The 19765-nt window shown below is 67.8% G+C and carries 17 protein-coding genes; 7 read left to right on the plus strand and 10 right to left on the minus strand.

Going from position 1 to position 19765, the window contains the following annotated elements; translation table 11 throughout:
• Nucleotides 1–69: 69 nt before the first annotated feature.
• A complete protein-coding gene (locus tag BUR94_RS15540; RefSeq protein WP_074257090.1) occupies nt 70–1806 on the plus strand; it encodes a type I secretion system permease/ATPase in 1737 nt (578 codons plus the stop codon).
• Entirely contained in the window at nt 1803–3092 is a 1290-nt protein-coding gene (locus BUR94_RS15545; protein ID WP_074257091.1) for an HlyD family type I secretion periplasmic adaptor subunit, read from the plus strand. The genes BUR94_RS15540 and BUR94_RS15545 overlap by 4 nt, the downstream gene beginning before the upstream one ends.
• A 20-nt stretch (nt 3093–3112) precedes the next feature.
• Here BUR94_RS15545 and murJ read toward each other — a convergent pair whose 3' ends face one another.
• The 4 genes from murJ to BUR94_RS15565 form a co-directional block, all read right to left on the minus strand.
• Complete coding sequence (gene murJ / locus BUR94_RS15550; RefSeq protein ID WP_074257092.1) at nt 3113–4660, minus strand: murein biosynthesis integral membrane protein MurJ; 1548 nt, start codon at nt 4658–4660, stop codon at nt 3113–3115.
• Between the two features lie 64 nt (nt 4661–4724).
• Nucleotides 4725–5480 carry a sulfite exporter TauE/SafE family protein gene (locus BUR94_RS15555; RefSeq protein ID WP_074257093.1) on the minus strand — a complete coding sequence of 252 codons (756 nt, stop codon included), beginning with the start codon at nt 5478–5480 and terminating at the stop codon, nt 4725–4727.
• Nucleotides 5481–5537: 57 nt separating this feature from the next.
• On the minus strand, nt 5538–8303 hold the full coding sequence (locus BUR94_RS15560; RefSeq protein WP_074257756.1) for a [protein-PII] uridylyltransferase: 2766 nt from the start codon (nt 8301–8303) through the stop codon (nt 5538–5540).
• Between the two features lie 13 nt (nt 8304–8316).
• Nucleotides 8317–9504 (minus strand): penicillin-binding protein activator, encoded by a 1188-nt coding sequence (locus tag BUR94_RS15565; RefSeq protein ID WP_074257094.1) that lies wholly within the window; start codon nt 9502–9504, stop codon nt 8317–8319.
• Nucleotides 9505–9584: 80 nt separating this feature from the next.
• Here BUR94_RS15565 and rsmI point away from each other — a divergent pair, with 80 nt between their 5' ends.
• Genes rsmI through gshB form a run of 3 tightly spaced genes read left to right on the plus strand, consistent with a single transcriptional unit; the run spans nt 9585 to nt 11877 of the window.
• Nucleotides 9585–10472 (plus strand): 16S rRNA (cytidine(1402)-2'-O)-methyltransferase, encoded by an 888-nt coding sequence (gene rsmI / locus BUR94_RS15570; RefSeq protein WP_074257095.1) that lies wholly within the window; start codon nt 9585–9587, stop codon nt 10470–10472.
• Between the two features lie 12 nt (nt 10473–10484).
• Nucleotides 10485–10874 (plus strand): YraN family protein, encoded by a 390-nt coding sequence (locus tag BUR94_RS15575; protein ID WP_074257096.1) that lies wholly within the window; start codon nt 10485–10487, stop codon nt 10872–10874.
• 58 nt (nt 10875–10932) lie between these two features.
• Nucleotides 10933–11877 carry a glutathione synthase gene (gshB, locus tag BUR94_RS15580; RefSeq protein ID WP_074257097.1) on the plus strand — a complete coding sequence of 315 codons (945 nt, stop codon included), beginning with the start codon at nt 10933–10935 and terminating at the stop codon, nt 11875–11877.
• Nucleotides 11878–11898: 21 nt separating this feature from the next.
• Here the strand turns inward: gshB and BUR94_RS15585 are convergent, their stop codons facing one another.
• From BUR94_RS15585 to clpS, 3 genes are read right to left on the minus strand one after another with little or no spacing between them, the layout of a single operon-like run.
• A complete protein-coding gene (locus BUR94_RS15585; RefSeq protein ID WP_074257098.1) occupies nt 11899–12708 on the minus strand; it encodes an SDR family NAD(P)-dependent oxidoreductase in 810 nt (269 codons plus the stop codon).
• Nucleotides 12709–12750: 42 nt separating this feature from the next.
• Entirely contained in the window at nt 12751–13719 is a 969-nt protein-coding gene (locus BUR94_RS15590; RefSeq protein ID WP_074257099.1) for a class I SAM-dependent methyltransferase, read from the minus strand.
• 18 nt (nt 13720–13737) lie between these two features.
• Nucleotides 13738–14082: an ATP-dependent Clp protease adapter ClpS gene (gene clpS, locus BUR94_RS15595; RefSeq protein WP_074257100.1), complete on the minus strand. Its 345-nt coding sequence runs from the start codon at nt 14080–14082 to the stop codon at nt 13738–13740.
• Nucleotides 14083–14187: 105 nt separating this feature from the next.
• On the opposite strand from clpS, the gene BUR94_RS15600 reads away from it, so the two are divergent.
• Both BUR94_RS15600 and BUR94_RS15605 read left to right on the plus strand, forming a co-directional pair.
• Nucleotides 14188–14895 (plus strand): HAD family hydrolase, encoded by a 708-nt coding sequence (locus BUR94_RS15600; RefSeq protein ID WP_074257101.1) that lies wholly within the window; start codon nt 14188–14190, stop codon nt 14893–14895.
• A gap of 290 nt (nt 14896–15185) precedes the next feature.
• Complete coding sequence (locus BUR94_RS15605) at nt 15186–16892, plus strand: D-alanyl-D-alanine carboxypeptidase family protein (RefSeq protein ID WP_074257757.1); 1707 nt, start codon at nt 15186–15188, stop codon at nt 16890–16892.
• A gap of 75 nt (nt 16893–16967) precedes the next feature.
• Here the strand turns inward: BUR94_RS15605 and ccoS are convergent, their stop codons facing one another.
• The 3 genes from ccoS to BUR94_RS15620 are packed head-to-tail and all read right to left on the minus strand — an operon-like array spanning nt 16968 to nt 19763.
• A complete protein-coding gene (gene ccoS / locus BUR94_RS15610; protein WP_074257102.1) occupies nt 16968–17126 on the minus strand; it encodes a cbb3-type cytochrome oxidase assembly protein CcoS in 159 nt (52 codons plus the stop codon).
• On the minus strand, nt 17126–19309 hold the full coding sequence (locus BUR94_RS15615) for a heavy metal translocating P-type ATPase (protein WP_074257103.1): 2184 nt from the start codon (nt 19307–19309) through the stop codon (nt 17126–17128). The genes ccoS and BUR94_RS15615 overlap by 1 nt, the downstream gene beginning before the upstream one ends.
• A gap of 1 nt (nt 19310) precedes the next feature.
• The gene (locus BUR94_RS15620) at nt 19311–19763 is read right to left on the minus strand and encodes a FixH family protein (RefSeq protein ID WP_074257104.1); all 453 of its coding nucleotides are present in this window, start codon (nt 19761–19763) and stop codon (nt 19311–19313) included.
• Between the last annotated feature and the right edge of the window lie 2 nt (nt 19764–19765).

A 19765-nucleotide genomic window follows, 5' to 3' on the forward strand; every position in this document is an offset into this window, starting at 1 on the left:
GCCAGCCACAACCGGTTGGCTCGGGGCTGGCCCGAAACGGCTGCGCAGCTTTTCTGGAGGGCGCCCACAATGCGGAGTGCCGCCTCGGCCTCGGGCCTCGATGAATTGCGCGCCGCGCGGTCTGCCGTGCGCGGCCTGCTGCTGTCCGTCTTTGTCTTTTCGCTGGTGCTCAACCTGCTGGCGTTCACCGGCCCGATCTTCATGCTGCAGGTCTACGACCGGGTACTCGGCTCCGGATCGGAAGAGACGCTGGCCGCGCTCCTTGCGCTGGTGGCCTTCCTTTTCCTGATGATGGGCGTGCTGGATCACGCCCGTGGCCGGATCATGGCAAGAGTTGCGGAGCAGGTGCAGGACAGGCTCGAAACGCGGGTGCTGGGGGCAATGCTGCGTGCCGGGGCGGTGAGTGGGGAGCGCGGCTGGGCCGACGGCGCGCTGCACAGCCTCGACAGTCTTCGCAGGGTTCTGACGCTGCCGGTGTTCCTCGCGGTCTTCGATGTGGTCTGGACGCCTGCCCTGCTTGCCGCGATGTTCGTCTTTCACCCGTGGATGGGCGCGCTCGCGCTGTCGGGCGGGCTGGCGCTGGTGGCGGTGAGCCTGCTCAACCATGTCCGCACCCGGAAGACCGCGCAGAGCGCCGGGGCTCTTGCAGAGGCAGGCAGACGAGACGCCGAGCACCTCTACGACGCGGCGGAGACGGTTGCGGCATTGGGCATGTCCGGCAGTGCGCTTGCACGCTGGAGAGCGCGGAGCACGGCGGCGATGCCGGCCCTGCGGGCAATGTCGGACCGGGCGGGCCTGCACGGCGCGGTGACCCGGGCCCTGCGGATGTTCCTGCAATCGGCCATGCTCGGCCTCGGTGCCCTGCTGGTGTTGCGCGGCGAACTGACGGCGGGTGCCATGGTCGCGAGCGCCATCCTGATGGGGCGGGCGCTGGCTCCCATAGAGCTGATGATCGGCCAGTGGGAGCCGGTCATGCAGGCCCGGAGGAGCTGGAGCGCACTCGGCGCTCTGCTGGCAGCCCATCCGCCGCAGCCCCCCCGAATCGCCCTGCCGAGACCGGACGCGGTGCTCGATGTTCACCACCTGACGCTGGTGCCCCCCGGCGAGACCCACGCCACGCTGCGGCTGGTGTCGTTCAAACTGCAGCCGGGTCAGGCGATGGGCGTGATCGGCCCGTCGGGGGCAGGCAAGACGACCCTGGCCCGCGCCCTCACCGGGGTGTGGCCGATCGCGGGCGGGCATATCCGGCTCGATGGCGCAGCGCTGGACCAATACGACCCCGACGCCTTGGGGCGGGCGATGGGCTACCTCCCGCAGAGGGTTGCGCTGTTTGACGGCACCATCGCCGAGAACATTGCCCGGCTGGACGCGACGCCCGATGCCGCCGCTGTCGTGGCGGCAGCAAGGAAGGCCGCCGCGCATGACATGATCCTGAAGCTGCCGCAGGGCTACGACACAAGGCTGTCCGCCGCTGGCGGGTGCCTGTCGGGCGGCCAGATGCAACGCGTCGGCCTTGCCCGGGCACTCTACGGCGACCCGGTTCTGCTGATCCTCGACGAGCCCAACGCGAACCTCGACAACGACGGCTCGGAGGCGCTGAACGCGGCGATCCGCGAGATGAAGGCCGCCGGAAAGGCGGTGATCGTCCTGGCCCATCGTCCCGGTGCGATCATGGAGTGCGACCTCCTGATGGTGCTGGACGGCGGCGTGCGCACGGCGCTCGGGCCACGTGACAGCGTGCTGGAGCACATGGTCACCAACCACACCCAGCTGGCAACGGCGACCCGCCAGGGGGGGCTGGTGTGACCGCATCCGCCACACGCCCGCTCGCCCTGGGATACGGCGCGTGCTTGCTGCTCGTTGTCGGGCTCGGTGCCTGGGGATCAATGGCCCGGATTTCCGGCGCGGTCGTCGCCGCCGGAAAGGTCGAGGTGGAGCAGAACCGGAGGGTCGTGCAGCACCCCGACGGCGGCGTGGTGGCGGAGGTGCGTGTGCTGGAGGGAACGAGGGTCGCGGCGGGGGAGGTGCTGGTCAGGCTGGACCCGTCGGAGATTACCTCGGAGCTGGCCATCGTTGAAAACAGGCTGTTCGAGTTCAGCGCGAGAGCCGCACGCCTGCGGGCCGAGCGTGACGGGGCGCCCCACCCCGTGTTTGACGCTGCGCTCACCGAGAAAGCCCGGGTCCGGCCCGAGGTTGCGGACCTGATGCAGGGACAGGTCAGGCTCTTCGAGGCGCGAAGCGAGACGCTGGCGCAGGAGGCGGGGCAGTTGGCGCGGCAGAAGACCCAGATCGCCAGCCAGATCCGGGGGCTCGAGGCGCAGACCCGATCCTTCGCCCGGCAACTGGCGCTTGTCGAGCGGGGGCTGGAGCAGCAGCGCGACCTGCTCGCGCGCGGGTTGGTCAACTCCGACAAGGTTCTGGCGCTGGAGCTCGACGAGGCGCAGCTCTCGGGCGAGATCGGCAGGCTGAGTGCCCTGAGGGCCGAGGCCGAAGAGCGGATGACCGCGCTCGACATCGACGTGCTTCGGCTTTCGGTGACCCGGCGCGAGCAGGCCATTGCCCAGCTGCGCGACATCACGGCGCAGGAGGCAGAACTGCTCGAGCGCAGGCTGGCATTGAACCGCAGGCTCGCACGGCTCGACATTCGCGCGCCGGTCTCCGGAGCCGTGTACGGGCTCACCGTGAACACGCCTCGCTCGGTTCTGCGGCCCGCCGATGCCGTGCTCTACCTCGTGCCGCAGGACAAGCCCCCGGTCATCGCGGCGCGCATCCTTCCGATCCACATCGACCAGGTGCATGTCGGCCAGCCCGTTGTGCTGCGGTTTCCCGGCTTCGACAGCCGGTCCACGCCGGGGCTCGAGGGCCGTGTGGCACGCCTTTCGGCGGATGCCTTCACCGACGAGCGGACGCAGGCGAGCTACTATCGCGCCGAGATCCACCTCGCTCCGGGCGAGGCCCACAAGCTCGGCGGAAAGGCGATTGTTCCGGGCATGCCGGTCGAGTGCTTCATCCGCACGGAGGACCGCACGCCGCTGGCCTATCTCACCCAGCCGCTTGCCGATTACTTTCGAAGGGCCTTTCGGGAAAGTTGAGGCCGGTCCGGCGGCGGCTCTCAGCCGCGCTTGCGGCGCATTGCGGATTTAAGTTCGGCAAAGCCGAGGGCTCCGGTCAGCTGGGCGGCGGTGAAGTAGCTGACGATCCCCGCAATCACCAGCGTCAGCAGCGCCCAGTACCGGACGCCATCGGTGTAGAGCGCCGCGCCGAGGAGCCAATCCACCCCGAGGAGGACCGCCCCCATGAAGACCGCCGAGAGCGCGATGCGGGGCAGACGGGAGAGCAAGCGCGCGTCGATCTGCGCCGCGGCGCCCATGCCGCGCGAGCCGCGCCAGAGCAGCAGCACCATGGCCCAGCCGGCCACGGTGGTTCCGAGCGCGGCGCCGATGAATCCGAGCCACAGGGCAAGCCCGATCGAGGCCACGGCGTTCACCACCATGGCGATCAGCGCGTAGTTCATCGGGCGGCGGGTATCGTGCCGGGCGTAGTAGAGCGGTTGCAGCACCTTCTGGAGCACGAAGGCGGGCAGGCCAAGGCCGTAGGCGGCCGTCGCCAGCGCCGTCGCGGCGGCAGCGTCGGCGGAGAAGGCGCCGCGCTGGTAGAGCACCGAGACGAGCGGCCCGGCGATGAGAACCAGGGCAACGGCGGCGGGCACGGTGAGCACCAGCGCGAACTCGGTCGCCCGGTTGAAGCCGTCGCGCCCAGCCTTTTCGTCGCCCGCCGCAAGACGCCGCGACAGCTCGGGCAGGAGCACCACGCCGATGGCGATGGCGACCACACCGAGCGGCAGCTGGTAGAGCCGGTCTGCAAGGTTGAGATACTGGATCGCCCCGTCGAAGAAGCTCGCCACCTGGCGGCTGACCAGCAGGTTCACCTGAAGCACACCGCCCGCGAGCGCGGCGGGCGCGGCGATGATGGCGAGGCGCTTCAGCTCGGGGGTCATCCGGGGCATCCGCGGTTTCATGCTGAACCCCGCTCGTGCCGCCGCTACCCAGACCAGCGCGAGCTGCACGATCCCCGCGAGCGGCACCGACCAGCTGAGGGCAACGCCGAAGTCCCATTCCAGCTCGACGGCCAAGAGCATGGTGCTCACCAGAACGATGTTCAGCAGGACCGGGGCGGCAGCTGCGGCGGCAAAGCGGCCGGTGGCATTGAGCACGCCCGAGAGCAGGGCCGCCAGGGAGATGAACAGGATGTAGGGAAAGCAGATGCGGCCATAGAAGGTGGCCAGTTCGAAGCGCTCGTCTGCAGCGAAGCCGGACGCCATGGCGAGCACGAGCCAGGGCATCACAAGCTGGGCCAGCAGCGTGAAGACGATCAGCACGCTGGCGAGCCCGGCAAAAGCGTCGCGGGCAAAGCCCTTGGCGTCATCGTCCGCCTCGAGTTTCTTGGAAAAGATCGGGATGAAGGCGAGGTTGAAGGCCCCTTCGGCGAAGAAGCGGCGGAACATGTTGGGCAGGGTGAAGGCCACGACGAAGGCCTCGGCCACCGGCCCGTCGCCAAGCCGTGCCGCGATCATGATATCGCGGGCAAAGCCGAAGACCCGGCTGAGCAGGGTCCACAGGCCGACGGTCAGAAAGCCCTTGATCAGGCGGATGGGTTGCATGGCGCTGCTCGGTTTCGTTTTACGCGACTATACGCCTTCGGGCAGGCCGGGGGAATTGCCCGTGTCAGGCGAGGAAGAAGGCCACCGTCATGGCGAGGCCCACGAGAGTGACGAAGGCGCGGATCAGCCCGGTGCGCTTGATCTTGCGGCTCTGCTGGGCACCGATCACCCCGCCGATGGTGATGGCGACCGCAATGACCAGGGCCGGCATCCAGGCGATGAGCCCGCTCAGGGCGAAGGCGACGGCGGAGAGGATCGAGATCACCGCCGAAAGCAGACATTTGAGCCCGTTCATGCCGTGGATATCGGTGTAGCCCAGCAGGCCGAAGGCCGCGAGAAGGATGATCCCGAGGCCTCCATTGAAGTAGCCGCCATAGGCCGAGACGATCAGCAGGACCAAGGCCGAGACCAGTGGCCCCGCATCGGCGCGCCCGCTCCGGCGCAGCAGCCGCAGTAGCGCGGGGCCGGTTGCAAAGAGCAGGGTGGCGACCAGCAGGAGCCAGGGCACGGCGCCGGAAAACACGTTTCCGGGGGTCACGATCAGGAGACCTGCGCCGATCAGGCTGCCCAGCGCCGCACAGAGAAGGATGGGGCGCAGGCCCAGCGCGCCCTCGGCCCGCAGGTCATGGCGGAAAGCCCAGGCGCTGCCGATGTAGCCCGGCATCGCTGCGAGGGTGGAGGTGGCATTGGCCGCCACCGGGGGCAGGCCGAACCAGACCAGGGCCGGAAAGGTGAGAAAGGTGCCGCCACCCGCAACGGCGTTGAGCACACCGGCCGAGAGCCCGGCGGAGGCGAGGACGAAAAACTGGAACAGGGTCATGGCCGGCACCTTCAGGCTGCCGGGCGTTTGTGGCAGCCGGCGTCAGGCTTGGCCAGCCTAACCGTTTGCCCTGTCGGTGCCGGCCTGCACCGCTTCCTTGAGCCGCGCCTCCAGCGCCTTCTGCTTGCTCTCGGAGTGGATCTTCAGCCCGAACATGTCCTTCACGTAGAAGGTATCGACGGCCTGGGCCCCGTAGGTGACGATCACGGCGGAAGAGATCTGCAGATTGCGCTCCGAGAGGGTGCGGGCGAGGTCGTAGAGCAGCCCCGGGCGGTCGCGGGTGTCGACCTCGATGATCGTGTAGATCTCGGAGCCCTCGTTGTCGAAGCTGACCGTCGTGGGGAAGCGGAAGTTCATCTCGCGCTTCTTGAACTTGTCCTTCTTGGTCAGCTCGGCGCGGGCCAGCACCTCGCCCTTGAGGGTTTTCGAGATCATCGCGCGGAGACGGTCGAGCTTTCCGGCGGAGTAGGGGTTGCCATCGGCGTCCTGGACCCAGAACACCGGCGTCGCGTAGCCATCCTTGCTGGTATAGGTCCGCGCATCCACCACGTTGGCGCCGACCAGCGCCAATGCGCCGGCGAGCCGGGCAAAGATGCCGGGGTGGTCTGCCAGGGCAAAGCAGACGCGGGTGGCGTCGCGGTCGTCGTCCGGGGTCAGGTCGATGCGGATGTCGTCGGTTCCGATCCCTTGCAGCAGCTCGGCCAGGATGACCTGGGTCGCGGTGGAGAGCCCCTGCCAGTAAGGGTCGTAGTGCCGGGCCAGCTCGGCGCGCAGCTCGGCCTTGTCCCAATGCGCCAGGGCCTCGCGCAGCTGGCGGCGCGCCTCGGCGCTCTGCTTGTCGCGGTTGAGGTCCTCGAGCCCGTTCTCCAGCCCGTCGGCGGTTTGCCGATAGAGATTGCGCAGGAGCTGGGCCTTCCAGTTGTTCCAGGTCCCCGGCCCGACGCCGCGAATGTCGCAGACGGTGAGCACGGTCAGCAGGTCGAGCCGCTTCTTGGTCTTCACGGCGCGGGCAAAGGAGCGGATGGTGCGCGGGTCGGAGAGGTCGCGCTTTTGCGCCATGTCCGACATCAGCAGGTGATAGCGCACCAGCCACTCCACATCCTCCGCCTCGCGGGGCTTGAGGTGGAAACGCGGCAGCACAGCGCGGGCGATCTTGGCGCCCAGCACCGAGTGATCCTCCTCCCGGCCCTTGCCGATGTCGTGAAACAGCAGCGCGAGGTAGAGCACCTTGCGGTTGACTCCCGTCTTGAGGATGCGGGAGGCGACCGGCAGGTCCTCCAGCAGTTCCTCGCGCTCGATCTGGGCCAGCTGCGAGATGCATTGGATGGTGTGCTCGTCGACCGTGTAGTGGTGATAGATGTTGAACTGCATCATCGCCACGATCGGCGCGAATTCGGGGATGAAGGCCGAGAGCACGCCCAACTCGTTCATCCGGCGCAGCGCCCGCTCCGGATTGCCGTGCTTCACCAGCAGGTCGAGGAAGATCCGGGCGGCCTCCGGGTCGGAGCGCATGCCGTCGTCGATCAGGTCGAGGTTGGCGGTGATCAGCCGCATGGCGTCCGGGTGGATCAGCAGGCCGGTGCGCAGCGCCTCTTCGAAGATGTGCAGCAGGTTCAGCTTGTCGGAGAGGAACTTCTTTTCGTCCTTCACATCGAGCCGGTTCTGACGGACTTCGTAGCCCGGCTTCACCTTGCGCCGGCGCAGCAGCCCGACGAGGCGGGGCAGGCGCTTGGCGTGATCCGCCTCGAGCGCGGTCAGAAAGATGCGGGTCAGCTCGCCCACCATCGTGGCGTGGCGGAAGTAGTCCTGCATGAAATGCTCCACCGCCCGGCGGCCCGGACTGTCGGCATAGCCCATGCGGTCGGCCACCTCGATTTGCGTGTCGAACGTCAGCTGGTCGGCCGGGCGGCCGGCGAGCAGGTGAAGATGGGCGCGGACAGCCCAGAGAAAGTTCTCGGCCTGCTCGAAGGCCCAATACTCCTCGGGGGTGAACACGCCCAGCGGCACGAGCTCTTCGATCTTGTCGACGTGGTGGATGTACTTGGCGATCCAGAAGAGCGACTGCAGGTCGCGCAGCCCGCCTTTGCCTTCCTTCACGTTGGGCTCGAGCATGTAGCGCTGGCCGCCCTGCTTTCTGTGCCGTTCCGAGCGCTCTTCGAGCTTGGCCTCGATGAAATCCTTGCCGGTTCCGGCGAAGAGTTCGGCGTGCAGCCGGTCGTGCAGCTGGAGCGACAGCTCCTTGTCACCGGCGAGGTAACGCAATTCGATGAGAGCGGTGCGGATGGTGTAGTCCTGCTTGCCGAGGCGCAGGCAATCCTTCACCGTCCGGCTGGCGTGGCCGACCTTCATGTGGAGGTCCCACAGGATATAGAGCGTGCTTTCGATCACGCTCTCCGCCCAGGGCGTGATCTTGTAGGGCGTGAGGAACAGCAGGTCGACATCGGACTGCGGGCTCATCTCGGCCCGGCCGTAGCCGCCCACGGCGCAGAGCGTCAGGCGCTCGGAGGTGGTCGGGTTGTGCAGCGGATGCAGGAACCGGCAGGCGACCCAGAAGGCCGTGTTGACCAGCCCGTCGGTAAGGTAGGCGTAGGCATGCACCATCTCGCGCGCACGCAGGGGCTGCTCCTCGAAGGCGGCGCCGATCACCGCGCGCCCGGCCTTTGCCGCCGCGTTCAGCCGCTTCGTCGCGGCGCTGCGCAGGGCCATGGCGTCTGCCGACACGGCAGCGCAATCGGCCTCGAGGTCCCGGACCAGCGCGGCAATGTCTATGATGTCTTCAGGCGGGCAGAGCAGCGCGCCCGAAGCGACGACGGGTTGTGGCAGCAAGGCGGCCCGGTCAGAAACCGGCGCCGCCAAAGCTTCTGGGAGCTGGGTCAATGACGACCACCTGGTTGTTGCGGATCTGGGCGATGGCGAGGCCACGCTGGTTGGTGCCGTCGCCCCGCAGGCGGAAGATGCCGCCGGTGCCGACGAATCCGGAGCCCTGGGTCAGTGCGCCGCGGGTGAGCGCGTCGGACCCGCGCCGCTCTACGAGGGCGCCGATGGCGGCGATGCCATCGTAGGCCAGGCCGGCGATCGGGTGCGGGCTGCCGCCGTAGCGGGCGGCGTAACGGTTCTGGAAGCTGTTGTAGAGGTTGCTGTCGGGCAAGGCGAACCAGGCACCCTGGAGGCCCGGCTGGGTGAGCGCCTCCGCCGGGATGTCGAGGCGACCGAGCCCGATGTACTGCGTGGCCGACGGCGACAGGCCGGCCTCGGGCAGGAGCTGCGCGAGGAAGGGCATGGCTCCGTCGTTGGTGGAGGTGAAGAAGACCGAGGTCGCGCCGGAGGCCTTGGCCTGGGCGACAATGGTCGGGACGGCGCCGACGAGGCCCTGCTGCGACAGCTCGAAGGAGGCGGAGCCGGCATTGGTGGCCCCGTTCTCGCGAATCGCGGATGCGATGGCATCGCGGCCGATGTCCTCGGCCACGGAGCGGGCGTGGACGGTGAAGATGTTGCCCTTGCCCTGACGCCGGGCATAGGAGACCAGTCGGTTTGCGGTGTTCTCGAAGGTCGGCCCGAGGACAAAGACGTTGCCGCCCGCGATCTCGGGGTTGTTGGAGAAGGCCAGGACGTTCACGCCATCGTCGGCCACGGCGACGCCGGCCGCGTTGGCGGCCTCGGAGTAGACCGGCCCGAGGATGACCTTGGCGCCGGCATCCACGGCCGCCTGGGCCTGCCGAGCGGCAGTGGCCGCGTTTCCGGCGGTGTTGTAGACGCGCAGGTCGATCCTGACGTCTCCAAGATCGGCAATGGCCAGGCGGGCGGCGTTTTCGAGTGCCTTGGCGAGCACGTCGTCGCCCGACCGGCCGGAACCGCCGGGCACAAGCAGCGCAACCGGAACGGCCTGGGTCGCGTCGATCTTGGGGCCCGCGTTGCCGCCGACACCGCCGAGGGCTGCCGGATCGCAGGCTGCAAGGAGGGCGACTGCACCTGCAGCAAGAACCTTGGCCGCCAAGCGGCGGGGTGTCGTCAAGACGGCGAACATGGGATACTCCTTCAGAGCCTCGGGGCTTCGGTGTCAACAGCCGGGTTCGAACAATTCTAACATCTGCGGGAGCCAAGTAAATGTCTGAGCCCACGGGAGGCGCGCCTTGGCGCAAGACCCCGCTGCCCGGCGGCCTTTACTTCGTCGCCACACCGATCGGGTCGGCACGCGACATCACGCTGCGGGCGCTCGACATCCTGGCCTCTGCCGAGGTTATCGCCGCCGAGGACACGCGCACGGCACGAAAATTGCTGGAGCTGCACGGCGTGCCCCTGGCCGGGCGGAAGGTCATCGCCTACCACGATCACTCCTCCGCCGCCGCCCGCGAGGGTTTGCTGAAGCTGGCCGAAGAGGGGGCTTCGGTTGCCTATGTGAGCGAGGCGGGCTCGCCGCTGGTGGCGGACCCGGGCTATGACCTCGGACGGGATGCAGCGGCGCGCGGCATCCTCGTGACCACGGCGCCCGGCCCCTCGGCCGCCATCGCCGCGCTGACCCTCTCGGGCCTTCCCTCGGACCGGTTCACCTTTGCCGGATTTCCGCCGTCCTCGGGCGGCGCCCGCAAGACCTTCATCGCGGAGGCCGCGCGGATGGATGCCACCGTGATCCTGTTCGAATCGCCGAAGCGGATTAGGGGATTGTTAGATTTGTTGTGCGAGTCTGCCGGGGAGTCGCGGAGTGCGGCGCTCGCACGGGAGCTGACCAAGAAGTTCGAGGAAGTTCGTCGCGGTTCGTTGGCGGAGCTGCGCGACGGGGTCGAGAGCGACCCTCCCCGCGGCGAGATCGTGCTGGTGATGGCCCGCGCCGAGGAGGTGGCGGCCGACCCGGCAGATGTGGACGCGGCCTTGAGGGAGGCAATGGAGCGGCTCCGGATCAAGGACGCCGCGGCAGAGGTGGCCAATGTCTTTGGACGCCCCCGCAGGGAGTTGTACCAACGGGCGCTCGAACTCGCCCGCACCGAAGATGACTGACGGAGACGACTGATGCCGCTCGATTTTTCTGCCACGTCTTCGCGTCGCCACCGCGGGCGCCGGAACTACGATGCCGGGAGGATGGCGGAAGAATCGGTCGCCAATGCCTATGAGGCCCGCGGCGCCAGGGTGGCCGAGCGCCGCTGGCGCGGCGAAGGCGGTGAGGTCGATATCGTGGCGGAACTGCCGGACACACTCGTCTTCATCGAGGTCAAGCAAAGCAGCACCTTCGACCGCGCAGCCGAAGCGATCACGCCAAGGCAAGTGACGCGGATCAGGAATGCGGCGGCAGAGTATGTCGGGCGCTACCCGACGGCTCTCTCGACCCCGGTGCGCTTTGACCTCGCGCTGGTCAACGGTCGCGGCGAGGTGCAGATCCTCGAGAACGCCTTCATCGACTGACCGTTGCAACTCCGTCCCTGCTCCTACATGAGAGGAACAGCAAAGAGGGAGATGCGCGATGAAGGTCGCCTTTCAGATGGACCCGATCGGCGGCGTGAACATCAATGCCGACAGCACGTTCAGGCTGGCCGAGGAGGCCCAGAAGCGGGGTTGGGAGCTGTTCTATTACACGCCCGACAAGCTGGCGTGGAAAGCCGGACGGGTTGTGGCCACGGGGTCTGCACTGGAGGTGCGGCGGGTTCAGGGCGACCATTTCACCTTGGGCGACGCGCAGGAGCTCGACCTCGCGGAGATGGACGTGGTCTGGCTGCGGCAGGATCCGCCTTTCGACATGGGCTACATTACCACCACCCATATCCTCGAGCAGATCAGCGGCAAGTGCCTGGTGGTGAATGATCCGTTCTGGGTGCGCAACAGCCCGGAAAAGCTGCTGGTGCTGAACTTCCCCGACCTCACGCCGCCGACCCTCATCGCCCGTGATCTCGATGCGCTGCGCGCCTTCAAGGCCGAACATGGCGACATCATCGTGAAGCCGCTCTACGGCAACGGCGGGGCCGGCGTGTTCCGGCTCGGGCCCGATGACCGCAACCTTGCCTCGCTGCACGAGCTCTTCACCAGCATCAACCGCGAGCCGCTGATCGCGCAGAAGTTCCTGCCGGCGGTCTCGGAGGGAGACAAGCGGGTGATCCTGGTGGATGGCGAGCCGGTGGGAGCGATCAATCGGGTGCCCCAGGCGGGCGAGACGCGCTCCAACATGCATGTCGGCGGCAAGCCGGTGAAAGTGGCCCTGACGGAGCGCGACCGCGAGATCTGCGCCGCCATCGGGCCGCTCCTGCGCGAGCGCGGGCAGGTCTTTGTGGGGATCGACGTGATCGGCGAGTGGCTGACCGAGATCAACGTGACCTCGCCGACCGGAATCCAGGAGCTGGAGCGGTTCGACGGGATCAACGTGGCCGGTCAGATCTGGGATGCCATCGACCGGCGGATCGCCGAAAGAGGCTGAGCCAAATCGCTATCGGCGCGCTCAATGCGCGGGGGCGCCGACCGGGTCGAGAAGCGTGCGGCCGCCGTCCATGGTGACGATCTGGCCGGTGATGAAACCTGCGCTCTCGGACGCAAGAAACTGCACCACCTCGGCCACCTCGTTGGGCTGGGCGATCCGGCCCATCGGCGTGTGGCCGATGATGTCTTCGCGGTAGCCCTCGTTCTCGTTCACCGCACGGTTGAGCGAGGTGGTGAGCACCGAGCCGAAGCTCACGGCGTTGACCCGGATACGCTCGGGCGCCAGCGCGACGGCCATGGAACGGGTCATCTGGTCGAGCGCCGCGGTGGACACCGAGTAGGCGAGCATCCGCGGGTGGGTCCGGCGCGCGGCGATGGAGCTCATGTTGATGACGCAGCCCACGTCGCCCTCGCCCTCGTCATCCTCGGCCTGCTTGGCAAAGCGCTTGGCCACCAGTTGCGTCATCCGCAGGGCCGTCAGGAGGTTGTGCTGGAGCAACTCCTCCACCGCGTCCTCGTCGGGCTCGCCCGGAACGGAGGGCAGCACCATCCGGTAGGCGTTGACGAGCACATCCACCCGCTCGAAAGCGTCGATGGTTGCCGAGAGCAGATTGGCCTGGGCCAGCCGCTCACGCAGATTGCCGGCGAAGTAGCGCAGGCGGCTGTCTTCCGCCTCGGCATCGGCGGCGAAAGCCTCTGCCAGCTTCTTGTCATCTGTATCGGCCGCCATGACGTTGGCGCCGCGCGCCGCGAAATGGCGGGCGATCGCCAGGCCCAACCCGTGGCTGGCGCCTGTCACGATGCAGGTCTTGCCCTTGATCGAAAAGCTCATGTCCGGTCCTCGTCGCGGTCGCTCGGAGCCGCAGATTAGTGTTTATCGCTTCGCTTTGCGACCCGGCTTGGCCGCCGCGAAGACCTTGAAGCGGGTGTCGCCGCCGATCTCCGCGACATCCCCGAAATGCGCCGCGAGGGCGCTCTCATAGGGCAAATGCCGGTTGGCGACCATCCAGAGATGGCCGGACGGTTTGAGCGACGCCGCGGCGGCGGCGATGAAGGACGCCCCGAGTGCCGGGTCGGCGGTGCGGGCGGGATGAAAGGGCGGGTTCATCACGACGTGGTCGACCGTTTCGGACAGGGGCCGGGTGGCGTCGCCCCAGCTGAAGGTAGCGCGGGGGTCGCTGATGTTTTCCTGCGCCGCCCGCAGCGCCGCCCATTCGGCCTCGACCAGTTCGACGGCCTCGACACCCTCGCGCTTCAGCACCTGGCCGGCCAGGTAGCCCCAGCCTGCGCCGAGATCCGCGACGCGGCCCTTGATCTGCGCGGGCAGGAGATTGCCCAGGAGGACCGACCCCGGGTCTGGCCCCTCGGCGGAGAACACCCCGGGCGCAGTGGCCCAGCCCTCGGCCGCCTGCGAGGTATCCGGCAGGCGCCAGTCGGAGAAATCGCCCGCCGTGACCGTGAACACCTTGCCATGCGCCTTGGAAAAGGCCTCGGACACCTCGCCCTGCTTGCGGGCGGCCTTGTAGAGGCTTTCGACGCCGTCGGTCTTGGCGCCATCGACGACCACCGGGCCGCCAAGAGCCAGTGCACGGGCCAGCAGATCCCGCGCCAGTGCCTTGGCCCGGGGGACAAAGACGATGGCACCGGCAAGCTCACCCTCGGGCTCGCGCGCGACCGGGAAGCCTCGCGCCGACCACGCGGCGTGATCGGGGTAGAAGCCGGTCACCACCTGGCAACCATCGGGCAGCCAAGCCTCGTTAGCGCTCGGTCGAAACGCCGCAACGCGGCCCTCGGGGAGCATCACCGCGCCCGCATCGAGCGCCATCTTGAGTCGGGAAGTCATCGGAGCGAGGGCTGCGCCCTATTCCTTTTCCATCGTGCATTGCAGCGGGTGCTGGTGCCGCCGTGCGAAATCCATGACCTGCGCCACCTTGGTCTCGGCCACCTCATGCGAAAACACGCCAACCACGGCAAGGCCCTTCTTGTGCACGGCCAGCATGATCTCGAAGGCCTGTGCGTGCGTCATGTTGAAGAACCGCTCCAACACGTGCACTACGAACTCCATTGGCGTGTAGTCGTCATTGAGCAGAAGCACCTTGTACATCGGGGGCTTCTTGGTTTTCGGGCGGGTCTTGAGCGCAATCGCCGGATCGCCGCCGACGGCGTCGTCGCCTTTGTCCGACATGGTGATGGGCTCAAGGCGCATGGCGCTCCGGTATCTCTGGCTCTGTCTGGTGCAAGGGGTGTCGGGGCCGTTATATATGGCAGGTGCCCGGCCTGAAAAGGGTACGAACGGCGAGAAACACGCAAAATGCCCGCGAATCGCACCCCATCCCTTCGGATCATCGGCTTCGATGCGGACGATACGCTGTGGCACAACGAGCGCTTCTTCCAGATGACGCAGGAGAGATTCGCCGCGCTGCTCGCCGATTTCGCGGAGCCCGAGCACCTGGATGCGCGCCTGCTGGAAGCCGAGACGCGGAACATCGGGCATTATGGCTTTGGCATCAAGGGTTTCATGCTCTCCATGGTGGAGACCGCGATCGAAGTGACCGACGGCAAGGTGCCCGGCCATGTGATTGGCCAGATCCTCGCTGCCGGACAGGAGATGCTGTCTCATCCGATAGAGTTGCTCCCGCACGCGCGCGAGTCGGTTGAGGCGCTGGCCGGGCGTTACCAGATTGCGCTGATCACGAAGGGTGACCTGCTGGACCAGGAGCGCAAGCTGGCGCAATCGGGCCTTGGCGAGCTTTTCGATACGGTCGAGATCGTGAGCCGCAAGGAGCCCGCCACCTACGCCCGCATCTTCGACGGGCACGCCCCCGGCGAGGCGATGATGGTGGGAAACTCCATGAAGTCCGATGTCATCCCCGCGCTGGAGGTTGGCGCGTGGGGCATATTCGTGCCGCACGACCTTGCTTGGGCGCTCGAGCACGCCGACCCGCCCGAAGTGCAAACCCGCTTCCGCGAAATTGCAGACTTGGGCGAACTTCCGGCATTGGTTGCGGAGATCGGTTAGACATGTAGCGGAAGCTGGCGCCGGTCCACGCTAGATGTTGCGCATGTGGCTTGGCTGCAACCTTAAAAAACCACGAAAATGCCCTGTTTTCGCACGAAAATTCCTGTGCTAGCGTGGTATCAAATCAATACAAAAATAGCTGACCGGAAAAATCCGGCAGCCTGAGGCAGTAAAAGGCAAGTGACGTGAGCACGCTCTCCCAAAGAGGCCGTCTTGGCCTTCTCATCGGACTTATTCTCATCACGTTGTTCGGCATCTCGCTGCGCGCCAATGCGGCGCCCTATGCGGCCATGGTGATCGACGCGCGAACTGGCGAGGTGCTGCATGCGCGGAACGCCGACACCCGGCTGCACCCCGCCTCGCTCACCAAGATGATGACCCTCTACGTGGCCTTCCAGGCGGTCGAGCACGGCGAATTGACCCTCGACACGCCGATCCTGATCTCGCAGAAGGCCGCCGCCGAACCGCCCTCGAAGATCGGGCTGAAGGCGGGCCAGAAGGTGGCCCTGCGCTACCTGATCCGCGCCGCCGCCGTGAAGTCGGCCAACGACGCCGCCACGGCCATTGGCGAAGGTGTATCGGGGTCGGAAGCGGCCTTTGCCCGTCGGATGACCCGGACCGCGCAGGCCCTCGGGATGTCGCGCACCACGTTCAAGAACGCTCATGGCCTGACCGAAGAGGGCCATCTGTCGACCGCGGCCGACATGACCACGCTCGGGCGTCACCTGTTTTACGACTACCCGGAGTACTACAACCTGTTCTCCCGTCTCTCGACCGAGACCATGGGCAAGACGATTGCCAACACCAACCGCCGCCTGTTGTCGGCCTACAAGGGCGCGGACGGGATCAAGACGGGCTACACCCGCGCTGCCGGGTTCAACCTTGTGGCCTCCGCAGAGCGGGACGGTGAGCGCATCATCGCCACGGTCTTCGGCGGTCGCAGCTCCGCGTCGCGGAACGAGAAGGTCGCCGAACTGCTCGACCTGGGGTTCCGCCGTGCGCCAAGCCGGGTGGCCGTGCGAAAGCCGGGCAAGCCGGCCTACACGCGCGATGACACCGGCCCGGTCGCCCCGGCACAGCCCGACCTTGTGGCAGTGCTGGAAGCACCCACACCCGCACCCCAGGGGGGTGATGGCGTGTACAAGGGCAAGACGATCCGAGTCAGCGGCACGGTGATGAAGTCGATCCGTCCGCGCAATCGCCCCGGTGCCGAACCGGTCGCGCCGACGGTGGAAGTCTCGGAAGAACTGCTGCTTGCCGCCCTGTCTGAAGACATTGACGCCGCCGTTGCCGCCGTCACGGCCGAAGTGGCGGAGGCGCAGGACGCCGGGGAGGCCGCCAAGCTGGCCAGTGCCGCCCCTGCGACCGAACTCGAGAACGAGGAGCAGGTGGCAGAGGCACTGGCAGAGCTGAAGGGCGAACCCGAGAAGGCCGATGTGGCGCCCGAGCAGGTGGTGCTGGCCGCGATCAGCCCTGCCGCACGGCCCGAGCCCGAGCCGGGTGACGTGCCCGGCAGCGCGGGCGATCTGGAAATGGCCGTGACCGAGGAGCCAGGCGCCTTCACGGCCGCGGGTGGCCCGGCGCTGGCAACCGCGCTTCTGCCCAAGCCGCGCCCCGAGCGCGCGCTTCCGGCGGCGGAAGGCGTTCAGCTGGCCTCTGCCGAGGCCGCGCCGGCGATCCTTCCGGCAGCCGTTGCGCCGGCTCGCACCCAGCCCGAGGAGCCGGTGGTCATCACCCGGGCCTCCACGTCGGGCGGCAAGCTCTGGGCGATCTCGCTTGGCAAGTACCCCTCGCGCTTTGCCGCCGAGAAGGAACTGCTGAAGACCGCGCTGAAGGAGATGGAAACGCTCGACGGCTCCCTGCGCAAGGTGAACAACCGCAAGGGCGGGTTCGAAGCGATCTTCGTCGGCCTCTCCGCCGAGCAGGCCAGGCTCGCCTGCGCCCGGCTCGAGGCACGGGGCACCGCCTGCACCGCGCTGGAGCCCGGCCAGGGCTGAGCCACACAGATATAACGAGGGACGCGCCCGGTGGAGAGATCCGCCGGGCGCAACAATTTCTGGCGACCGGACCCGTCAGGGGCGGGGCTTGTCATCCCATTCGTCGGAGAGGATGCGCTGGCTGTCGCCCTCCGGATCCTCGAACTGCCGGCTCTTCACCGCCCACCAGAACGCGCCGAGGCCGAGGCCGCCGAGGGCCAGAGAGATCGGGATGAGGTAGACGAGAATGTCCATCAGCGAAGCCTGAGTGCGTTGAGTGACACGGTAATGGAGCTGGTCGACATGGCAAGGGCCGCAACGAGGGGCGTGGCCATGCCGGCTACGGCGAGCGGCACGGCGATGATGTTGTAGGCGGTGGCGATCCTGAAGTTCTCGCGGATGCGACGCACCGCCTTGCGGGACAGGGTCACCGCCTCGGCCACGGGCGCCATGCTCTCGCCCAGCAGGACGATGTCGGAAGCCACGCGGGCCGCGTCGAGCGCGGTGGCCGGGCTGATGGAGGCATGGGCCGCGGCAAGGGCCGCGGTATCATTGAGCCCGTCTCCGACCATCAGCACCCGCGCGCCCTGTGCCTGCAGGTCCTGGATGTGGGCAACCTTCTCGGCTGGCAACACGGCTGCGCGGAAGGTCTCGATCTCCAGAGCCGCGGCAAAGCGGGCCACGGCGGCAGGGGCATCGCCCGAGAGCAGTTGGACGGTGCAGCCGGCGGCCTTGAGTGCCGCGACGGCCTCCGCCGCACCGGGGCGCAGCCTGTCGGCGAAGGTGAAGGCGACGGGGGCCGCCCCCTCCAGCGCGAGCCATGTGGCGGTGTCTTCGGCCGGTTCGGCCCCCACCCATTCCGCCCGTCCGAGACGAACCCGAACGCCACCCGCCATTGCCTCGGTGCCGTAGCCCGGCACCTCTCTCACCTCGGTGACAGGCATCGGCAGAACGCCCTCGGCCCGCAAGGCACGGGACAGCACGACCGCGAGCGGGTGCGAGGAGCCCATGGCGAGGGAGAGCGCGGCCTGCTTGGTTTCGGTCGGGATCGCGCCGAGGTTCAGCGGCTCGGGCATGCCCATGGTGAGCGTGCCGGTCTTGTCGAACACCACATGGGTGACCTCCGCCAGACGCTCCAGCGCGGTGCCGTCCTTGATGAGCAGCCCCTTGCGAAACAACTTGCCGGAGGCGGCTGTCACCACGGCGGGCACGGCGAGGCCGAGCGCGCAGGGGCAGGTGATGATGAGCACGGCGGCGGCGATGTTGAGGGCGACGCGAGCATCCATCGTGCCGAGATACCAGCCGATGCCGGCAAGGGCCGAGAGGATGTGCACGCCGGGTGCATAAAGCCCCGCGGCCCGGTCGGCGAGCGAGGTGTAGCGGTTCCTGGCGCTCTCGGCGACGGCGACGAGATCGGCCATGCGATGCAGCGAGCTGTCCTTGCCTGCGGCCGTCACCCGAACGGTCAGAGGGCCGGTGAGGTTGACCTCACCTGCGCTGACCGCCTGCCCCACGGCCGCCGGGACCGGGCGGGTTTCGCCGGTCAGCAGGGCGCGATCGAGTTCGGAAGCACCCTCGACGATCACGCCATCCACCGGCATGCGCCCTCCCGGGCGGACCAGGACGAGGTCGCCTGCAACGAGGCTGCCGACATTCACGGTTTCCTCGACGCCGTCGATGAGACGCACCGCACGGGGCACCTCCAGTGCTGCGAGCTCTTCGGCGGCGGAGCGGGCCATGGCGCGGGTGCGGTAATCGAGGTAGCGACCCGCGAGAAGGAAGAAGGTGAGCGAGAGCGCCGCGTCGAAATAGGCATGGGCGCCGGAGTGGATGGTCTCATAAAGCGATGTGCCCAACGCGAGAAGGATCGCCAGGGTGATCGGCACATCCATGTTGAGCCGGCCTGCCTTGAGCGCCACGGCTGCCGAAGCAAAGAACGGGCGGGCCGAAAAGGCGACCGTGGGGAAGGCGATGGCCGCGCTGATCCAGTGGAACAGGTCACGTGTCGGACCCTCTGCCCCCGACCAGACGGCGACCGAGAGCAGCATCACGTTCATCATGGCGAAGCCCGCCACGGCGAGGCGCATGAGCAGGTCGCGCCCTGCCCTGTCTGCCTCGGTGCTCGAGAGCAGGCCCACGTCCAGCTCCTGCGCCTTGAAGCCCGCTGCCGTCAGCGCGGCCACCAGTGCGCCCGGCTCGATCTGCTCTTCCGCTTCGACGGTCGCGCGCTTCAGGGTGAGATTGACCCGCGCGGAGGCAACGCCGGGCTGCGCCGCCAGCACCCGCTCGACGCCCGTGATACAGGCGGCACAGTGGATCTCGGGCAGGGAAAGCAGCACCTCCTTCTCGGCCGCGCCGCCCGCGATCTCGCCGACGGCGGGGAGGGCCACGCAGGCCGGACAGGCCGCGAGGCCGCCGCGTTCCAGGGTGCCGTCCATGTCAGCCCTTCACGGTGAGAATCAGGCGCTGTTCGAAAGGGGTGCCGTCAGCGGCCTGCGCCCTGACCCGCAGCTCCCAGCGGCCCCGGGCCAGCTCGACCGGCGCCACGAACCGCCCGCCCTCGTAGGCGAACTCCGGCTGCATGTCGTGCCGCCGCTCGGTTGTGCGCCCGACCATGGCGGCAAAGCCATCGACCTGCAGCGGCTGGCCCTCGGGCCCGGTCACGGCAATCTCGAGCTGCCCCGCCGCGTAACGGGGCGTCACCTTCCAGCCGAGCGCTTCCTGCGCGGCGCGCCTGGTGTCGAACTGCTGGCTGGCGACATAGGAGTTTTTGACCTCGAGGCCCGGAAAGGTGCTCACGGCCTTGTAGGCCATGACCAGATTGACCCCGATGATGATGGCAAAGGCCCCTGCGGTGACCGCAAAGACCTGCCTTCCCGTGATCTCGCCCATCG

This window comes from Vannielia litorea (assembly GCF_900142295.1).
Taxonomy (GTDB): domain Bacteria; phylum Pseudomonadota; class Alphaproteobacteria; order Rhodobacterales; family Rhodobacteraceae; genus Vannielia; species Vannielia litorea.